We start from the raw sequence: 17,717 nt of genomic DNA on the forward strand, positions 1-17,717 counted from the left end.
CCCGGCGGGCCGCCCGAGCAGCAGCGCGGCGAGCGCCGCGCGCAGGTCGCGGGCGGTGCGCGGCGTCTCCGACTGGAGCGTCAGCAGCGCGACGGCCGCGCCGACGATGGTGTGCGAGGCCGGCGGCAGCGGCTCGTCCGTCCCGACGGCGAGGAAGCCGCGCGGCCGTCCGCCCAGCCCGATCCGCTGCACGACGATGTGCTCGCCCGGAAGCGACAGCGCCAGGCTCGACGGGGACCCTTCCGGCCGGTCCCCGGCGGGACGGCGGCGCAGCCGCGCCAGCTCGGGCGCGAGCGCCTCCGCGTGCGTCCGGGCGCGCGCGGGCTCGGCGTGCCGCACGTCCCCGGCGGCGTCGAGCAGCAGCGCCCAGCCGCCGAGCAGCCGCGCGAGCCGCGCGACGAGCCGTCCCGGCCCGGCGAGCGCGGCGCGGGTCAGTTCCCGCTGGGCCTGGAACGCGCGGGTGACGTCCTCGTACCACTCGGCGGCCAGCATCCGGGAGACGGCCTTGCCGATCGCGATGAACGGGACCGGCCGCGGCACCTCCAGGACCGCCAGCCCCTGCGCGCGCGCCGCGGCGAGCAGCTCGTCCGGGACGGCCGGGTGGATGACGCCGACCCCGAAGCCGAGCCCGGCGACGCCGCGCGCCACCAGCCGCGCGACGTAGTCGGCCGCGTTCCGGGAGGTGAGCCGCATGCCCGTGGTGAGCACCAGCTCGCCGCCCTCCAGGAACGGCGTCGGGTCCTCCAGCTCGCTGACCGCGACCCACAGGACGGGCGTGTCCGGCGGCGGCCCGGTGAGGGACGCCAGCCCGAGCTGCGGGATCGCGGCCACGGCGGTCAGGCTCGGCGGCATCGCGCTCCCCGCGGCTCGTGGACGGTCAATGTCCGGGACGTCCAATCGAGGCGGCGCGATTCGCCGCCCCGTACGTTCATCCTAGGCGCGGCCGCGGCCTACGTTCGGCGCATGGGCAGCACGGACCCGGAGCGCTCGGGCCGCCTCCGGGTATGACGGTGCGGGCCGCCGGCCCCGGCTTGGGCGGGCCGGCGGCCTTCGCCGTCAGCGGCCCTGCCCTCGGGACTCGGTCCACTTCCGGACGTCCGCGCGCGCGAGCAGGCGCCCGGCCGTGAACACGGCGGCGCCGGGCAGCAGGAGCGGCAGGAGCCTCAAGTCGCCCGGCTCGGGCCGGTGCCCGGAGCTGTACCCGCTCGCGGCGATCAGGAGGATCCCGAAGAAGAGCACGGCGCCGAGGACGGGCGCGAACCGGGCCATCTGCCCCGTGGCGAGCGGGCCGCCCAGCCAGATGCGCACGAGCCACAGCGTGAACGCCGCCGTCCAGAAGGCCGCCATCGCGATGGTCCCCGCTGTCGCCTCGTCCCCGAGGACGGCGGCCGCCATCGGGGCGGACCAGCAGAGCGCGAGGATCGTCACGGCGGCCGTCACCGCCCGCGGGCGGCGCGGCACGGGGGTCCGCTCGCCCGGCGAGCGGTACATCCCGGACGCGAACCGGTTCAGCCCGTCGTCGATCGGGGCGACGACCCGGTGGGCGCGGCCGAACGGCAGCACGTAGGCGACGCCCGGTTCGCCGGGTTTGTCGACGGCCAGATGCTCCATTGGTGGGCGGCACGGAACTCCGGGCCCGCCGGATACAGCAGGAGGCTCACCTCGGGCCCGACCCGGGTCCCCCCGGCGTCCGGTTCCGGATTCGCCAGCCGCACCCCGGACAGCTCCGCCCACGGCACCGCCCACGGGCGCCCGTCCGGGTCGTCCCAGCGGATCCCGGACGCGTCGAGCACCAGGCGCCGCCGCCGGAACGCCACCCGCCACATCAGCAGCGGCAGGACGCCGATCAGCGAGAAGACGAGACCGATCACGAACGCCGCCACGCGGACGCCCGTGCCGCCGTCCACGTTGCCGGTGACCGCGGCGGCGACCGCGACGGCGCCGAAGAACCCGGCGACCGCCATGCCGACGACCATCTGGCGGGCTTGGAGGTCCGCGACGTTCACCGTCACGGAGTCAGGGGGGCTGGACGCGTCCATAGGTGATCGAACCTAGACGACTTCCCCCCGGCCGGTCGACCGGCCCCGGCGGCCCCCGTCAGCGGGGGTCGAGCGACGAGGCGTACAGCTCGGCGAGGATGTCGTAGGACCTCAGCCGGTCGGCGTGGTCGAACACCTGCGTGACGACCATGACCTCGTTCACGCCCGTCCGCTCGACGAGCTCGTCCAGTTGCCGCCGGACGCTCTCCGGGCCGCCGACGACCTGGTTCCGCAGCCGCGTCTGGACGAGCTCGCGTTCGAGCGGCGTGTACGGGTGGGCGGCCGTCTCCTCCGGGCTCGGCAGCGGCCCCGGGTTCCCCTGCCGCAGCCGCAGGAACGACAGCGCCTGCGGCGCCGCGAGCTCGCGGGCCCGCTCGTCCGACTCGGCCGCCGTGAGGGCGACCCCGAGCATCGCGTACGGCTCCTCGAGCGCGCCGGGGCGGAACGACTCCCGGTACAGGGCCAGCGCGGGCATCGTGTTCTCGGCGCTGAAGTGGTGCGCGAACGCGAACGGCAGGCCCAGCAGGCCCGCGAGCTTGGCGCTGTAGCCGCTGGACCCCAGCAGCCAGACGGGGGGCTCGTTCCCGGCCGCCGGCGTCACCTTGCTCTTCTCGTCGAAGTAGCCGCGCAGCTCGACGACCTGCTCGGGGAAGTCGTCCACCGACAGGGAGTCGGGGGAGCGGCGCAGGGCGCGCGCGGTCGCCTGGTCGGTGCCGGGGGCGCGGCCGAGGCCGAGGTCGATGCGGCCGGGGTAGAGGGCCTCGAGGGTGCCGAACTGCTCCGCCACCACCATCGGGGCGTGGTTCGGCAGCATGATGCCGCCCGAGCCGACCCGCATCGCCGACGTCGCCGCGGCGACCTGCCCGATCAGCACCGCCGTCGCGGAGCTGGCGATGCCCGGCATCGCGTGGTGCTCGGCGAGCCAGTACCGGTGGAAGCCGAGCCGCTCGGCGTGCCGCGCGAGGTCGAGGGTGTTGCGCAGCGCCTCCGCGGAGGTGGAGCCGCTGACGACGGGGGCGAGATCGAGAACAGACAAACGGACGGTCATGAACAGTGACAACCCGCCCGGAGCCCGGTGTCTTCCCGGTCAGGCCATGACGACGGCCACGATGACCCCGGTCACCGCGCCGAGGGCGACGGGCACGGCGATGCTGAGCCACGACCAGTTCACGAGCGTGCGCGCGCGCTCGGGATCGTCCGCGAACCGCTCTTCGGCGCGGGCGTACAGGAGGGCGGCGACGAAGACGAGAGGGAGGAAGGCGAACATCGTCAGGAGGCCGAGGACGAACGCGATCGTCTGCCCGAGACGGGTGTAGGTGCCGTCGGGGCCGATACCGAACGCGAGACGGGGAGCCGCTTGACCGGGAGCTGCTGCTGTCATGACGCGCGTTCCCATCACTAGAAAGCGATTCGGGAATCGTACGTCCGGGACGCGGGACGCGAAAGGGGGCCGGGCGCACCGGCCCGGCCCCTTTCCGTCGTTTCGGTCCGCCGTTACATCAGCGCAGGTCGAGGCCGACCAGGAGCGGGTCGTGGTCGGACGAGCGGAACGCGTCCGGCCGGTAGAACTCCGCCGGGTTGTACTCGGTGTTGTAGTCGAGGAAGCGCGGTTCGTCGCTGTTGACGTGCCAGATCGTCGCGCCGGTCACGCGCCGCGCCAGCGCCGGTCCGGCGAGCATGTGGTCCAGCTCCCCGGAAAGGCCCATGTAAACGTAGCTGTAGCGGTCCTCGTCGTCGACGAACCGCTTCGTCTGGCTGGTCAGTCCCGCGTCCTCGAGCACCTCGATCGGATCCTCGGCCGCGTAGGAGTTCAGGTCGCCGAGGACGAGCGGGTTCTCGGCGGCCGCCGCCAGCTCCGCGATCGCCGCCGCCTGCTTCACCCGGCGCGCGTTGTAGCAGCTCTGCCCGTCGCCCTGGTCCGCGTCGGGCCCGGACGCGCCGCCGCAGCCCTTCGACTTGAAGTGGTTCACGATCGCGGTGAACGCCGTGCCGCCCGCCGCCGGACGGAACGCCTGCACGAGCGGCGGACGGTCGAACACGTCGTCCCGCGACGAGCGCGGCCCGCCGACCGGCGTCACGGTCGCCGTGTCGTAGACGAACGCGACCTTGATCTCGTCCGTGCCGGGGTACGGGTGCGCCGTCCACGCGTACGTCCGGCCGGACCCCGTCTCGGCGGACGCGGCGTTCAGGGCGTCCACGAGCGCCTTCAGCGCCGTGTCGCCGTTGTTCTCGACCTCCATGAGCCCGACGACGTCGGCGTCCAGGCCCCGGAGCGCGGCGACGAGCTTGGCGAGCTGCCGGTCGCGCTCGGCGGCCGTGTCCGCGCCGCGCCGGCCGAGCGTGGTGAACCAGTTGAGCGTGTTGAAGCTCGCGACGCGCACGTCGCCGCCGACCGGCCGCGGCTTGTCCGGGCGCGGGTTGGCGCGCGCGAAGTGCGGGCTGCGGGTCGGCTGCAGCCGGTAGGAGCCGAACCCGTACGACAGGACGCCCGTGAGCCCGGCGGTCACGTCGCCGAGCCGCACGACGCGTCCGTCCGCGGTGTAGGGGATCGTGTCCGGGTTCTGGACGTTCGACGCGTCGTCCACGAGCAGCCTGCGGGCCTCGTTCTCCGCCTGCGAGGAGTCGTCGTGGCCGTCGGTCGGCTGGTACAGCCGCCCGCCCGCCGCGACCGTGATCTCCCCGTACCGGCCGAGGTCGTAGGTCTCGCTCGCGACCATCTGCCCCCGGAACCGCAGCAGCACCCCCTCGAACCGCTCGAGCCCCGCGCCGTCCTCCAGCGGCAGCCGCACGTTGTCGGGCGCGATCGCGCGGGCGGTCCCGCACACGTCCACGGCCGAGACCGGCGACAGCTCCGTCAGGCCGTGGTACTCGACGACCTTCCCGGTGACGACCACCCGGTCGCGGACGTTCACCTCGCGGGTGGAGTACACGAAGATCCCGTCGGAGGTGCGCGGGTCGTCGTCGGGCGTGGGGTCCTGGACGAAGAAGCCGCGGAGCTGGTCGGACCGCTGGAAGTCGGCGGTGACGACGCCCTCGACGCGGACGGTCCGGCCCGCGAGCGGGGACGCGTCGCCGGTGCCCTGCACGTCGGCGATCTCGTGGTCCGCGGGGACGGCGCAGGCCGCGGGAGCCGCCGCGGCGGCCGGGGCGACGCCGGTGACGAGACCGGCGGTCACGGCGGCGGCGGCGAGGACCGCCGCCGGGCGTGCTGCTGCTGATCGGCGCATGGGCGGGAGCGTAAGCCGGGCCCGCCGCCCGCCGGGGACCGGTTCGTTAACGCTCTACCAACTTGTAATGGATTGCCGTAAATGGTGGGACGTGTGGGGCGAAACGCCGGTCGCGCCCCGGTCGATATGCCGCCGAGACCCCCGGCGGAGAGGAGCCCCGTGGCCGAGTCGTCGTCGTCCGGCGCCCGCTACGCCCGCACCGGCGACATCGTCGCCGCCTCGACCGTCCTCCTCCTGCTCACCGCCGCGCTCCTGATCGTCCTCGTGCAGGCGTGGCCGCCCGCGCCGGACGTGTCCCCGGACGGGCGCACGCAACTGCCCGCGCGCGCCACGACCGTGCACCTGTTCGGCTGGTCTCCCCGCGTGTCCCGGGAGACGTGCCTGTTCGTCGTCGTCCTGGCGGCCGGGGCGCTCGGCGCGATCGTCCACGCGCTCCGCTCGCTGTACTGGTACGTCGGCAACCGCGCCCTCCGCCGGAGCTGGCTGATGATGTACCTGACGCTCCCGCTCGTCGGGGCGCTGCTCGGGCTCGTCGTCTACCTCGTCCTGCGCGGCGGGCTGACCTCGCCCACCGGCGCCTCGACCGACATCAACCCCTACGGCGTCACCGCGATCGCCGCGCTCGTCGGGCTGTTCTCCCGGGAGACCGCCGAGAAGCTGCGCGGCGTGTTCGCCGCCCTGCTCGCGCCCGCCCCCGGAGGCCGCGACCAGGCCCTCGCGCCCGCGATCGCGTCGGTGGAGCCCGCGTCCGCCCCCGTCGGCGCGTCCGTCACCGTGCACGGGACGGGCCTCGCGTCGGCCTCCGCGGCGCGGTTCGGCACCGCCGAGTCGCCGGTCGCCGACGTCACGGACACGCGCGTCCGCACGACCGTCCCGCCGGGGGCGTCCGGGCCGCTGACGATCCTGACCCCGTCCGGACCGGCCGCGTTCCCGTTCACCGTCGAGTGACGGTCACTTCCCGTCCGGCCAGTGGCCGTGCCACGCGTCGTACGCCGCGCCCGGCAGCACCCGGGGCAGCCCGGACGTGCGCAGCCGGCCCAGCTCCGCGCCCGTCCCGGCCGCGCCGAACTGCAGCTCGGTGGCGTAGGCGGTGCGGTCGAGGCTCGCCGGGCCCGCGACCAGGCACGTGTACCGGGGGCCGGGCAGCTCCTCGTCCGGGATCGCGTCGCCGACCGCGAGGCTGTTCGCCACCGTCACCCAGGTGCCGAGGCCGATGACCTGCCGTTCCGCGCCCTGCTGCTCCCAGCGGAACGGCAGGATCGGCTTGGAGAAGATCGGCACGAGCAGGTGCGAGACGCCGCAGGACAGCAGCTCGCGCTCCCACCCCATCGACCGGCTGAGGTCCTCGCAGATCAGCACCGCCAGCCGGCCGAGCGACGAGTCGAGCACGCCGATCCGCGAACCCGGCCGCGAGTACTCGTCGGCCGTCCCGCCCGCCGGCGCGTCCGGCAGCCGCCACAGCCGCATCTGCTCCGCGTCCAGGGTGAAACCGGACAGCTTGTCCTGGACGAGCAGTTCCCGGCCGGTCCACCGGTCGATCAGCACCGCGCGGTTCGGCGGCGGGTCCTCGTCGCCGAGCGGCCCGGTGCCGACCAGCAGGAACCGCAGCGGATGCCGCTCCCGGTCGCGGCCGGCGGTGTCGAACGCGACCTCCTTCCAGTGCTCCAGCAGGGAGTCCGACAGCGACGACTCCGGCATCACCGCGAGCCGCGCGCCCGACTCGTCCAGCCGCCGGATGATCGTCTTGATCCGGCTGCGGATCCCGGCGGTGTCCATGGGACGCAGCCGGTACACGGTCATCCCGTGCTTCTCCTCGAACGCGACCTCCACGTCGTCGAACGTCTCCAGCACCGGGGCGCACCCCACGGCGACCGGTTCGTCCCGGCTGAAGTGCGGGTCGTGCACCGACGGGAGGATCGTGTGGTCGATCCGCTCCCACTCGGCCTCCGGGACACGGTGCACGCCGAAGAACTCCGCCTTCGTGCGACGCCCGCGCGGCCGTCCGGGGAACGCGCACCGGGGGAGCAGCGCGCCCTCCGTCTCCGGCCCGTTGAACCGCCCCTCGGTCAGGTAGTTCACGAGCGTCCCGGCGAGCGCGGGCGCGTCGTAGTACGGGGAGTACGGGTTGGCGTGCGCGAGCGCGGCGTCGAGCCCGAGCAGCAGCGCGAACCGTCCGCGGTCCCCGTGCTCGCGGACGATGCGCTCGGTCTCCTCCGGGGCGAGCCCGCCCTCCTCGAGGACGGTCTCGGCGACGGCGTCCGCCGCGGCCCGCACCTCGGGATCGTCGTACCAGCGCGTGGCCGTCCAGCCCTGGAACACGTCGTCGGACACCGAGTCATAGAGCCTGACGAAGAGATCAGCTGGTGCGGCCGGGTAGGCGGGAGCCCCCAACTGATCCTGCATGAGCACCCTCCGGGGGAAATCAACGAGCGGCGACATCTGGTGGTAACTCGATGCTAACCGGAGGGGCACCCACCTTCCGTGGCATCGGATACACTCATCACTTGACAATCACTTGGCACCGACGCACCCTTGAGGGGTACGGCCACTTCGTCGACCCGGGAGCAGCCGTGAACCTGAGGGCAGAGCCGACCTCCCCCCCGACCGGACGCGCGCGCGATCGCCGTACCGAGGCACGGCGTCTCATCGAGACGATGGAGCACGCCAAGGACATCACCGACGGGCACTTCAGCGCGCTCGGCATGCTGATCACCGACGCGTCGCTGACCGCCGACGAGCCCGCGCTGGTCGAGGTGCAGGACGGCCTGCAGTGGCTGCACCGGCACTACCTCGACGTCGACGCGCTCGACGGCGCGCAGCGCGAGCAGCGCGGCCGCATCCTCGGCCTGATCGACGTCGTGCACTGGGCGCTGCGCCGGCTCCCGTCCGGCCTGCAGCTCGCCCTGCAGCCCGACGGGCACGCGGCCCGCTTCCTCGTCGCCGTCTGCCGCCGCCGCGGCATGTCGAACCAGCAGCTCGCCGCCGAGCTCGGCACCGACGAGACCGAGATCAGCCGCGTCGGCCGCAAGCTGCTGTCGGCCGGCGTCGTCTGGAAGCGCAAGGAGTGGCGCCGCAACTCGTGGGAGATCACCCCCCGCGGGCGCGAGTACCTCGAGACCTCCGGCCTCCTGCCCGAGGAGAGCCCGGACCCCCTCCCGGAGGTCCCGCGCCCCGAGCGCCCGGTCGTCCGGTCGTCCGACCCCGGCCTGCACGACCGGCGCCGCGAGCCCGGCCCCGACCACCCCGGCCCCGACCACTCCGGCCACGACCACCCCGGCCCGTCGCGCGAACGCCCCCGGCGGGGCTGATCACCGCCGCCGCGCCAGCGGCAGCACCAGGAAGATCAGCACGGCGGTCAGCGCGAACGACACCGGATACCCCGCCTGGTCGGCGGCGACCCCGAACGCGGCGCCGCCGACCCCCATCCCGCCGTCGAAGCCGATGTTCCAGATGGCGCTCACCGTCCCGTAACCCGACAGCGGCACCTTCTCGTACATCATCGCCAGGCTCGCGTTCTGCGCGATGCCGAACCCGGCCCCGAACAGCACCATCGCGGGGAACACCGCGGCCGGGGCCGGCACGAACACCAGCAGCCCGATGCCGACGCCCGCGACGGCGACCGCCGGCAGCAGCAGCCGTCCCGCCCCGTGCCGGTCGCCCGCCCGGCCCGCCCACCACCGCGCGAACGTCGCGGTGCCCGCCTGCACCAGCAGCGCCCCGGCCGCCAGGCCGGTGACCGCGGGCAGGAACGTGATCAGCACCCCGGACGCCATCGACGTCGCGGCGAACGCGACCGCCGGGAACACCAGAACCGCCGACCGCAGCCCCGCCCCGATGCCGAACGCGGGCTCGTCCGTCCCGCCCGTCCCCGTCCGTCCGGGCAGGCCGGGCAGCGCCGCCAGGGCGGCCAGCGAGAGCACCGCCCCGGCGACGAACACCGGCGCGTACCCCACCTGTTCCGCGAGCCACACCCCGAGCGGCAGCGCCAGCACCGACGGCGCGCCCGTCATGATCCCGTACAGGCCGAGGCCCTCGCCGCGCCGCTCCGGCGGGACGAGCGCCGCCGCCATCGCGCCCGTCGCCACCACCGCCACCGCGAACCCGAGCCCCCGCACCAGGCTCACCGCGATGATCATCGGCATCCCGTCGGACGCGGGCAGCGCGAGCGACGGCAGCCCGAGCAGCAGGAACCCGGCCGCGAGCACCGTCCGGTGCCCGAACCGCCGGATCAGCCGCGGCAGCCCCAGTTCGGCCAGCACGGTCGTCAGCATCAGCGTCCCGGTCGCCAGTCCCGCGCCGACCTCGCCCGCGCCGCCGTCCCGCGCGTACATCGGCACCACCGACATCAGCAGGAAGAAGCCGGTGAGGGAGGCCAGCGTGGCCGCGAACACCAGCGCCAGGTGCCGCCCCACCAGCCGAGGGCGTCCGGAGGGGGAGGACTCGGAGTGTCGGAGGGCTTCGCTCATTACACCGACGTTAGAAGACCCCGGCGACCGGAGTCGCCGCTGGGTGCGGCGGGGAACGCTCCCACTTTATTGAGTCCGTTGCTAATAGCGGCGCCCGACCATGTGAGGAGACTTCATTTTCCTCGGGCGTCCCGTGGGACACAGTCGGCTGCATTCACTTTCCTGGCCCACCCCCTGGAGTGAGGATGCGACTACGGCCCCTGTTCACCGGCGCGGTGCTCGGTGCGGCGGTGCTCGGTGCGGCGGCGCTCGTCGCGCCCGGCGCGGTCGCCGCTCCCGCGGCGACGGCCGCGCCCGCCGGGTGCACCGCCACCGACGAGGAGATCTACGCCGCGGCGCCGCCGGCGGTCCCCGGGAACGCGGGCGACCTCCTGGCCTGCCGGGAGGCGGTCCTGTCGAACATTCCCGGCCGCATCCCCATGAAGGCGTGGAAGGTCCGCTACGTCTCGACGGACGTCAAGGGGAACAAGAACGTCGTCACCGGGACGGTCGCCGTGCCGGAGGCGGAGTGGACGAAGGGCGGTTCGCGCCCGACCGTCGCGTTCAACCCCGGGACGCTCGGGTCCGGGCCGCAGTGCGCGTTCTCCAAGCAGCTCGCCGGCGAGTACGTCGACATGTACGAGGGCGGGAACCTCGCGCTGTTCCTGAAGGAGGGGCACGCGATCGCCGCGACGGACGGCGTCGGCTACCTCGACGGGCAGGTCCACACGTACATGGTCGGCGCGAACGCGGGGCACGCGCTGCTCGACATCGTGCGCGCGTCCCGGCGGCTCCCCGGTGGCGGCCTGCGGGCGGACGGGAAGGTCGGCATCTCCGGTTACTCGGAGGGCGGGGCCGCGTCGCTGTGGGGCGCGCAGCTCGCGTCGTCCTACGCGCCCGAGCTGGACGTCGTGGGAGCCGCCGCCGGAGGCGTCCCGGGCGACCTGAAGGTCACCGCGGAGGCGCTCAACGGCAGCCTGTTCGCCGGGTTCCTCGCGGACGCGCTCGTCGGCCTGAACGCCGCGTACCCCGAGATGCCGTTCACCGAGCTGATGAACGAGAAGGGCGAGAAGGCGATCCAGGACGTCAGGTCCAACTGCCTGTACGGGACGCTCGCGGTGTTCACGGGCGCGAAGGTCGAGGACTTCTCCACGGACGGCCTGTCGCTCGAGGAGATCTACGCGCTGCGGGGTCCGGGCGGCGTCACCTGGGGCGAGATCGTCGACCGGCAGCGGCTCGGCGAGGACATCGGCGCGCCCGGCTCGGGCGCCCGGTACGAGATCGGCTTCCCGGTGTTCCAGTACCGCGGCTGGCTCGAGGAGATCATCCCGCACGAGACCGAGGACGCCACGCGGCGGCGCTACTGCGACGCCGGGATCACCACGACGTGGAAGAACACGTACCCGACCGAGCACCTGTCGACCGACTGGGGCGCCGCCGGGGACGTGACGAACTTCCTGGACGACCGTTTCGAGGGCAAGCCCGCCGAGGGCAACTGCTGATCCGTCCCGGAGGCCGGGCCGCCGGACGAGCCGCGGCCCCGCCTCCGGGGATCCATCCAGTTCTAAGGAGAACCCTGTGATGACAGCGGGTGTCGCCGAGGCCGGCAACAGAACCCCGCAGCCGGACATCTCCGGCACGGTCCCGTGGCCGGAGCGGATCGCGATCGCGGTGTTCGTGATCGGCCCGATCGCCGGAGTGCTGGGCGCGATCCCCTTCCTGTGGGGCTGGGGGATCGGCTGGACGGACGTCGCGATCTTCGCCTTCCTGTACCCGCTGAACGCGATCGGCGTGACGGTCGGGTACCACCGGCACTTCACGCACGGCGGGTTCAAGGCGAAGCGGTGGCTGCGGATCGTGCTCGCGATCCTGGGCGGGCAGGCGATGCAGGGGTCGGTGGTCCGGTGGGTCGCCGACCATCGGCGTCACCACAAGTACGCCGACCAGGAGGGCGACCCCCACTCGCCGTGGGCGTACGGGCCGGGCGTGTGGGGGCTCACCAAGGGCCTTTACCACGCGCACATGGGCTGGCTGTTCAGCAAAGACCGCACGTCCCGCAGCAAGTACTGCCCCGATCTACTGAAGGACAAGGACATCCGGTTCCTGTCCCTCGACCCCGTGTACGCCCTCATCGTGCTGTCGACGTTCGCGGTGCCGTTCGCGCTCGGCGGGCTGCTCACCTGGTCGTGGCACGGCGCGATCACGGCGACGTTCTGGGCCGGGCTGCTGCGCGTGTTCGCCGGAGACCACATCACCTTCTCCATCAACTCCATCTGCCACGTCTTCGGCAAGACGGACTTCAAGACGCGCGACAAGGCCCGGAACGTGTGGTGGCTGGCGATCCCGTCGTTCGGCGAGTCGTGGCACAACCTGCACCACGCCGACCCGACGTGCGCGCGGCACGGCGTGCTGAAGGGCCAGATCGACATCAGCGCCCGCGTGATCTGGATCTTCGAGCGGCTCGGCTGGGTCTGGGACGTCCGCTGGCCCGACCAGGACCGCCTCGCCGCCCGCCGCGTCTCCCCGTGACCTCCAGGAGCCTCACCATGACCGACCTTCCCGCCCTCGACCGGACGCCCCTCATCGAGCGGCTCGCCCGGTTCGCCAAGGACTTCCCCGACGACCGCGCCTACACGTTCATGGACTACATGTCCGATCCGGACGGCGTCGCCACCGACCTCACGTGGGGCGAGCTCGACCGGCGGGCGCGCGCGCTCGCCGCCGCGATCCGCGGGGCCGCCGAGCCGGGACGCCGCGTCGCGATCCTCGCGCCGCAGGACCACCACTACGTCGCGGGGTTCCTCGGCGCGATGTACGCCCGGGTCATCGGCGTCCCGCTGTTCTCGCCGGACCTGCCCGGCCACGGCGACCGGCTCCGCGCCGTCTACGACGACGCCGAGCCCGACGTCGTCGTCACCACGAGCGCCGCGCTGCCGGCCGTCCGGACGTTCCTGGACGCCGACGGCGTGCGCCCGGCCCGGATCGTCGTCGCCGACGAGATCGACGCGTCGCTCGACTGGACGCCCGAGCCGATCGACCCCGACGACGTCGCCTACCTGCAGTACACGTCGGGTTCGACCCGCACCCCGGCCGGGGTGATCATCACGCACGGGAACTTCGCGACGAACGCCGAGCAGCTCTGGCGCGCGTTCGAGGGCATCCCGCGCGAGTCGACCGGCGTGAACTGGCTCCCGGTGTTCCACGACATGGGCCTGGTGACGACGGTCGCGCTGCCGCTGGTGTACGGGAACCCGGGCGTGATCATGGACCCGGTCGCGTTCGTCATGCGGCCGGTCCGCTGGCTGGAGCTGCTGAGCGGGCAGCGGCACGCGTTCACCGGCGGCCCCAACTTCGCCTACGAGTACCTCACCGCGCAGGTCACCGAGGAGGAGAAGAAGTCGCTGGACCTCAGCGGCGTACAGGTGTTCATGAACGGCGCGGAGCCGATCCGGGAGAGCACCCTGACCGGCTTCTACGAGGCGTTCAAGGACTGCGGGCTGCGCAAGGAGGCGCAGGTGTGCGCCTACGGCCTCGCGGAGGCGACCGTGTACGTGTCGGCGTCGTCCCGGTTCCAGGAGCCGACGCGCACCGCGTTCGACCACGAGGCGCTGCGGCGCGGCGTCGCGGACCCGTGCGCCCCGGACGCGCCCGGCGCGATCCAGCTCCTCGCCTGCGGCACGTCCTACGGCCAGCACGTCGTGATCGCGGACCCGGAGACCGGGGTGCGGCAGCCGGACGGGACGGTCGGCGAGATCTGGGTGCACGGCCCGAACGTCGCCGCGGGCTACTGGGGGCGCCCCGAGGCGACGAAGGAGACGTTCCGGGCCGAGCTGTCCGGGACGATCGGGGACGTGCCGCGCGGCCCGTGGCTGCGCACCGGCGACCTCGGCGTGCGGCACGGCGGCGAGCTGTTCGTCACCGGCCGCATCAAGGACCTCGTCATCGTCGACGGCCGCAACCACTACCCGCAGGACGTCGAGTACACGGTGTCGAACGCGCACAAGGCGATCCGGCGCGAGTACACGTGCGCGGTCGCGGTCGACACCGGCGACACCGAGGGCCTCGTGGTCATCGCGGAGCGGAACCGGCGCGTCCCGATCGCCCTGCTGGACGCGGACGAGGTCGCGCGGGCCGTCCGGACGGCCGTGAAGCGGGACCACGACCTGCGGGTGCACGACTTCGTGCTGATCGAGCCCGGCGGCCTGCTCCGCACCAGCAGCGGCAAGATCGCCCGCTCCGCGTGCCGGGAGGCGTACCTGGACGGGACGCTCCCGCGCACCGGGACCGGGACCGGGACCGGCTGACGGTCACGCGTGCTCCCCGTCGGCGTCCAGCAGCCAGACGGGGAGCAGGAGCATCAGCTCCAGGCGCAGCTCCGGGTCCTCGATGTCGAAGTCGAACATCTCGTGGAGCTGCGCCATCCGGTACCGGACGGTCTGCGGGTGGACCTGCAGGGCGTCCGCGGCGTCGGTCGCGTTGAACCCGTGCTTGAGGCATTCGAGGAGGGTCCGCGCGAGCCGGGCGCCGCGGTGCGGCCCGGCGTCGGCCAGGGGCGCGAGCCGGCGCCGGGCGGCCGCCTCCGCGAGCGTCCGGCCCTCCTGCAGCAGCAGTTCCGGCAGATGGCGGTCGGCGTGCAGCAGCCCGCCGTCGCGGGCCTTCGGGCAGGCCGGGACGAGGTCGAGCGTCCGGTGCGCCCAGTGCAGCGACACCCCGGCCTGCTCGAGCGGCACCGACGGCCCCGCCGCGCACGTCCAGTCCCGCAGCGGGGCGGTGAGCCGGTCGATGCCGCCGGGCCGGTCCGGGTCGGGCACCACCAGGCAGGTGCGGCCCCGGTCGAGCCCGGCCAGCAGGGCGGGCGGCAGCCCGCGCGGTCCCTCGCCGCCGTGGCCGGGACGCGTGCCGAGCACGATCACCGCGATCCGTTCCGGCAGCGGCCAGCCGGCCAGCGCGGCCTGCTCGACGAGCACGTCGCGCGGGGCGGGCGGGTCCGACAGCAGCAGGCTCAGCAGCCGCGCCCGCCGCTGCTCCCGTTCGCCCGCCGCCTTCTCCCGCGCCCGCGCGTACCCCTGCGCGGCGGCCGACGCGAGCAGGTCGAGGTAGGCGAAGTTCGCCTCGGTCAGCCGGATCGCGAGCTCGCTCGGCTTCTTCAGCCGGTCGGCCTCCCGCGCCAGGTACCGCCACGCCGTCCGCGACGCGACCCGCAGCGCGTTCTGGAAGTGCTCCAGCCCGCGCCCCTCCACGGCCTCGCCGTAGCCGATGTCGAAGTAGAGCTGGTGCAGTTCCTTCCATGACGCGTCGGGGTCGGCGATGAGCCGGACGAAGTGCTCCATTCCGCGCGCGGTCGTGTCCCGGACGACCTCGACGTACACGGGGTCCTCGCGGCGTGCGTACTCGGGGACGTGCCGCAGGACGCCCTCGACCATGGCGTCGACGAGCGCCGGCAGGTGCGGGCGTATCCACGCCGCCTCCTCCCTGGGGACGTCGCGCCAGGGCTGCGCCGGCAGGTCGGCGTCGGCGGGCCGTTCGGCAAGCTCGGTCACAGTGGCACCTCCGTGAGCACAAACCCGGGCCGCCAGGCTAGGCAGAGCGTGTCACGGGCGACACTCACCGCGATGACAACACTTCCGGCGACTTGCTCCGCGGGCGAGCGTTTTTCACGGCGCGGAAACGCGACCCCGTCCATTTTTGGGCGAGTTGCACAGAAAACACCGGATAGCCCGTGCCGTTTGCCCATCAAGATCGCGGGTAAGGCACCGGCCTGTGAAGGACCCCCGCATGCGGCACGCCCGGGACGCGCGCAGGCACATCCCCCGGACGGACGCCGTGCTCGCCGACCCGCGGCTCGCCGCGGCCGCCCGCCGCCTCGGGCGCGGGCCGGTGAAGGCCGCCGTCGTCGCCGCCCAGCGCCGGGCCCGCGCGGGCGAGATCCCGCCCGGCGCGGTCGCCGACGAGGGCGCCGCGACGCTCCCGCCGACCGCCTCCGGGCTCCGCCCCGTGATCAACGCGACCGGCGTGCTGCTGCACACCAACCTCGGGCGGGCGCCCCTCTCGGCCGCCGCCCGCGACGCCGTCGCCGCCGCGTCCGGCGTCCCCGCCGTCGAGCTCGACCTCGCCACCGGCGCCCGCGCCCGCCGCGGCCGCACCGCGCTCGACGCGCTGGCCGGACGCGGGCCCGCCGCCGAGGCCGCGCACGTCGTCGGCAACGGCGCCGCCGCGCTCGTCCTCGCCGCCACCGCCCTCGCGGGCACCCGCGAGATCATCGTCAGCCGCGGCGAGCTGGTCGAGATCGGCGACGGCTTCCGCATCCCCGACCTGCTCGCCGCGACCGGCGCGCGGCTCCGCGAGGTCGGCACCACCAACCGCACGTCCCCGGACGACTACGCGGCGGCCGTCGGCCCCGACACCGGGTTCATCCTCAAGATCCACCCGTCGAACTTCCGGATCACCGGCTTCACCCGCTCCGCCGGCATCGCCGACCTGGCCGGCCTCGGCGTGCCCGTCGTCGCCGACATCGGCTCCGGCCTGCTCGCCCCCGAACCCCTCCTCCCGGACGAACCGGACGCGCAGACGGCCCTCGCCGCCGGCGCGGGCCTCGTCACCGCGAGCGGCGACAAACTCCTCGGCGGCCCGCAGTGCGGCATCGTCCTCGGCCGCGCCGACCTCGTGCGCGCCCTCGCCCGGCACCCCCTCGCCCGCGCGCTGCGCGTCGGCAAGATGACCCTCGCGGCGCTCGAGGCCACCCTCCGCGGGCCAGCCACCCCCACCGCCGAGGCCCTGCACGCCGACCCGTCCGTCCTGCGGGCGCGCGCCGAGAAGCTCGCCGCCGCGCTGGCCGAACACGGCGTGGACGCGTCCGCCGTCGACAGCGAGGCCGCGGTCGGCGGCGGCGGCGCCCCCGGCGTCGTCCTGCCGAGCGCCGCGGTGTCCCTCCCCGAGCCCTGCGCCGCCCGGCTCCGGCGCGGCGACCCGGCGGTGATGGGCCGCGTCGAGAACGGCCGCTGCCTCCTCGACCTGCGCGCCGTCCCCCCGGACGACGACGCGGCCCTCGCCCGGGCCGTCCGGGAGGCCGCCCGGTGAACATGCACGTCGTCGCCACCGCGGGGCACGTCGACCACGGGAAGTCGACGCTGGTGCGGGCGCTCACGGGAATGGAACCCGACCGGCTCGACGAGGAGCGGCGGCGCGGCCTCACCATCGAACTCGGGTTCGTGTGGACGAAGGCGGCGGACGGCGGCGCGATCGCGTTCGTCGACGTGCCGGGGCACGAACGGCTCGTCACGACGATGCTCGCGGGCGTCGGGCCGGTCCCCGCGGTGCTGTTCGCCGTCGCCGCCGACCAGGGCTGGCAGCGGCAGTCGGCGGAGCACCTCGCCGTGCTGGACGCGCTCGGCGTGCGGCACGCGCTGCTCGCCGTCACCCGGTGCGACCTCGCCGACGCCGCGACCGTCCGGCGGACCCGCGAGGACGCGCTCGCCCGCATCGCCGCGACGTCCCTCGGGGACGTCGAGGCCGTCGAGGTCAGCGGCGCGACCGGCGCGGGACTCGACGACCTGCGCGCGGCGCTCGCCCGCCTCACCGCGCGGCTCCCCCCGCCGGACCGGGACGCCGACGTGCGGCTGTGGACCGACCGGGTGTTCACCGTGCGGGGCCGCGGCACGGTCGTGACCGGCACCCTCGGCGCGGGCACGGTCCGCGTCGGCGACCGGCTCGCGGGACCCGGCGGCGGCACGTTCCGCGTCCGGGGCCTGCAAACCCTCAAGGAGGAGCGGAGCGAGGTCGGCGCGGTCGCGCGCGTCGCCGTCAACCTGCACGGCACCGGCCGGATCGGGCGCGGCGAGGCGCTGCTCGCCCCCGGCCGGTGGCTCGCCGCGGACGTCGTCGACGTGCGGCTGCGCGGCGACCCGGCCGCCGACCTGCCCGCCCGGCTCACCCTGCACGCCGGTTCGGCGGCCGTGCCGGTGCACGTCCGCCCGCTCGGCGCCGACACCGCGCGGCTGAAGCTGCGG

General features: G+C 74.4%; 16 protein-coding genes. 7 read left to right on the forward strand and 9 right to left on the reverse strand.

Going from position 1 to position 17,717, the window contains the following annotated elements; translation table 11 throughout:
* From ACFQ11_RS32875 to ACFQ11_RS32900, 6 genes are all read right to left on the reverse strand, one after another.
* Positions 1-852: PucR family transcriptional regulator ligand-binding domain-containing protein (locus tag ACFQ11_RS32875; RefSeq protein ID WP_378305881.1), on the reverse strand; the 852-nt coding region annotated here is incomplete at its 3' end.
* 204 nt (positions 853-1,056) lie between these two features.
* Entirely contained in the window at positions 1,057-1,611 is a 555-nt protein-coding gene (locus tag ACFQ11_RS32880; protein ID WP_378305883.1) for a hypothetical protein, read from the reverse strand.
* Positions 1,509-2,039: a hypothetical protein gene (locus ACFQ11_RS32885; RefSeq protein WP_378305885.1), complete on the reverse strand. Its 531-nt coding sequence runs from the start codon at positions 2,037-2,039 to the stop codon at positions 1,509-1,511. The genes ACFQ11_RS32880 and ACFQ11_RS32885 overlap by 103 nt, the downstream gene beginning before the upstream one ends.
* 58 nt (positions 2,040-2,097) lie before the next feature.
* Positions 2,098-3,075 carry an LLM class flavin-dependent oxidoreductase gene (locus ACFQ11_RS32890; RefSeq protein WP_378305887.1) on the reverse strand — a complete coding sequence of 326 codons (978 nt, stop codon included), beginning with the start codon at positions 3,073-3,075 and terminating at the stop codon, positions 2,098-2,100.
* A 51-nt stretch (positions 3,076-3,126) separates the two neighbouring features.
* The gene (locus ACFQ11_RS32895) at positions 3,127-3,420 is read right to left on the reverse strand and encodes a hypothetical protein (RefSeq protein WP_378305889.1); all 294 of its coding nucleotides are present in this window, start codon (positions 3,418-3,420) and stop codon (positions 3,127-3,129) included.
* Between the two features lie 118 nt (positions 3,421-3,538).
* The gene (locus ACFQ11_RS32900; protein ID WP_378305891.1) at positions 3,539-5,266 is read right to left on the reverse strand and encodes an ExeM/NucH family extracellular endonuclease; all 1,728 of its coding nucleotides are present in this window, start codon (positions 5,264-5,266) and stop codon (positions 3,539-3,541) included.
* A 159-nt stretch (positions 5,267-5,425) separates the two neighbouring features.
* Between ACFQ11_RS32900 and ACFQ11_RS32905 the strand changes: the two genes are divergently transcribed.
* The gene (locus ACFQ11_RS32905) at positions 5,426-6,214 is read left to right on the forward strand and encodes an IPT/TIG domain-containing protein (RefSeq protein WP_378305893.1); all 789 of its coding nucleotides are present in this window, start codon (positions 5,426-5,428) and stop codon (positions 6,212-6,214) included.
* Between the two features lie 3 nt (positions 6,215-6,217).
* Here ACFQ11_RS32905 and ACFQ11_RS32910 read toward each other — a convergent pair whose 3' ends face one another.
* Entirely contained in the window at positions 6,218-7,597 is a 1,380-nt protein-coding gene (locus tag ACFQ11_RS32910; RefSeq protein WP_378305895.1) for a carbon-nitrogen hydrolase family protein, read from the reverse strand.
* A 323-nt stretch (positions 7,598-7,920) separates the two neighbouring features.
* On the opposite strand from ACFQ11_RS32910, the gene ACFQ11_RS32915 reads away from it, so the two are divergent.
* Positions 7,921-8,574, forward strand: coding sequence for a hypothetical protein (locus ACFQ11_RS32915; protein WP_378305897.1), 654 nt, complete (start codon positions 7,921-7,923; stop codon positions 8,572-8,574).
* Here the strand turns inward: ACFQ11_RS32915 and ACFQ11_RS32920 are convergent, their stop codons facing one another.
* Positions 8,575-9,732 (reverse strand): MFS transporter, encoded by a 1,158-nt coding sequence (locus ACFQ11_RS32920; protein WP_378305899.1) that lies wholly within the window; start codon positions 9,730-9,732, stop codon positions 8,575-8,577. It abuts the gene before it with no gap.
* Between the two features lie 185 nt (positions 9,733-9,917).
* Here ACFQ11_RS32920 and ACFQ11_RS32925 point away from each other — a divergent pair, with 185 nt between their 5' ends.
* The 3 genes from ACFQ11_RS32925 to ACFQ11_RS32935 all read left to right on the forward strand — a co-directional run bounded on the left by ACFQ11_RS32925 (position 9,918) and on the right by ACFQ11_RS32935 (position 14,015).
* Positions 9,918-11,213 (forward strand): lipase family protein, encoded by a 1,296-nt coding sequence (locus ACFQ11_RS32925; protein ID WP_378305901.1) that lies wholly within the window; start codon positions 9,918-9,920, stop codon positions 11,211-11,213.
* A gap of 79 nt (positions 11,214-11,292) precedes the next feature.
* Positions 11,293-12,240, forward strand: a complete 948-nt coding sequence (locus ACFQ11_RS32930; RefSeq protein ID WP_378305903.1) for an acyl-CoA desaturase — start codon at positions 11,293-11,295, stop codon at positions 12,238-12,240.
* Positions 12,241-12,257: 17 nt separating this feature from the next.
* Complete coding sequence (locus tag ACFQ11_RS32935; RefSeq protein WP_378305905.1) at positions 12,258-14,015, forward strand: fatty acyl-AMP ligase; 1,758 nt, start codon at positions 12,258-12,260, stop codon at positions 14,013-14,015.
* Between the two features lie 3 nt (positions 14,016-14,018).
* Here ACFQ11_RS32935 and ACFQ11_RS32940 read toward each other — a convergent pair whose 3' ends face one another.
* Positions 14,019-15,251 carry a PucR family transcriptional regulator gene (locus ACFQ11_RS32940; RefSeq protein ID WP_378305907.1) on the reverse strand — a complete coding sequence of 411 codons (1,233 nt, stop codon included), beginning with the start codon at positions 15,249-15,251 and terminating at the stop codon, positions 14,019-14,021.
* A gap of 235 nt (positions 15,252-15,486) precedes the next feature.
* Here ACFQ11_RS32940 and selA point away from each other — a divergent pair, with 235 nt between their 5' ends.
* Both selA and ACFQ11_RS32950 read left to right on the forward strand, forming a co-directional pair.
* The gene (selA, locus tag ACFQ11_RS32945; protein ID WP_378305910.1) at positions 15,487-16,788 is read left to right on the forward strand and encodes an L-seryl-tRNA(Sec) selenium transferase; all 1,302 of its coding nucleotides are present in this window, start codon (positions 15,487-15,489) and stop codon (positions 16,786-16,788) included.
* 2 nt (positions 16,789-16,790) lie between these two features.
* The coding region (locus tag ACFQ11_RS32950) for a GTP-binding protein (RefSeq protein WP_378305912.1) at positions 16,791-17,717 on the forward strand (927 nt) is incomplete at its 3' end.

The sequence above is a fragment of the Actinomadura sediminis genome (assembly GCF_042675525.1).
Lineage (GTDB): Bacteria > Actinomycetota > Actinomycetes > Streptosporangiales > Streptosporangiaceae > Spirillospora > Spirillospora sediminis.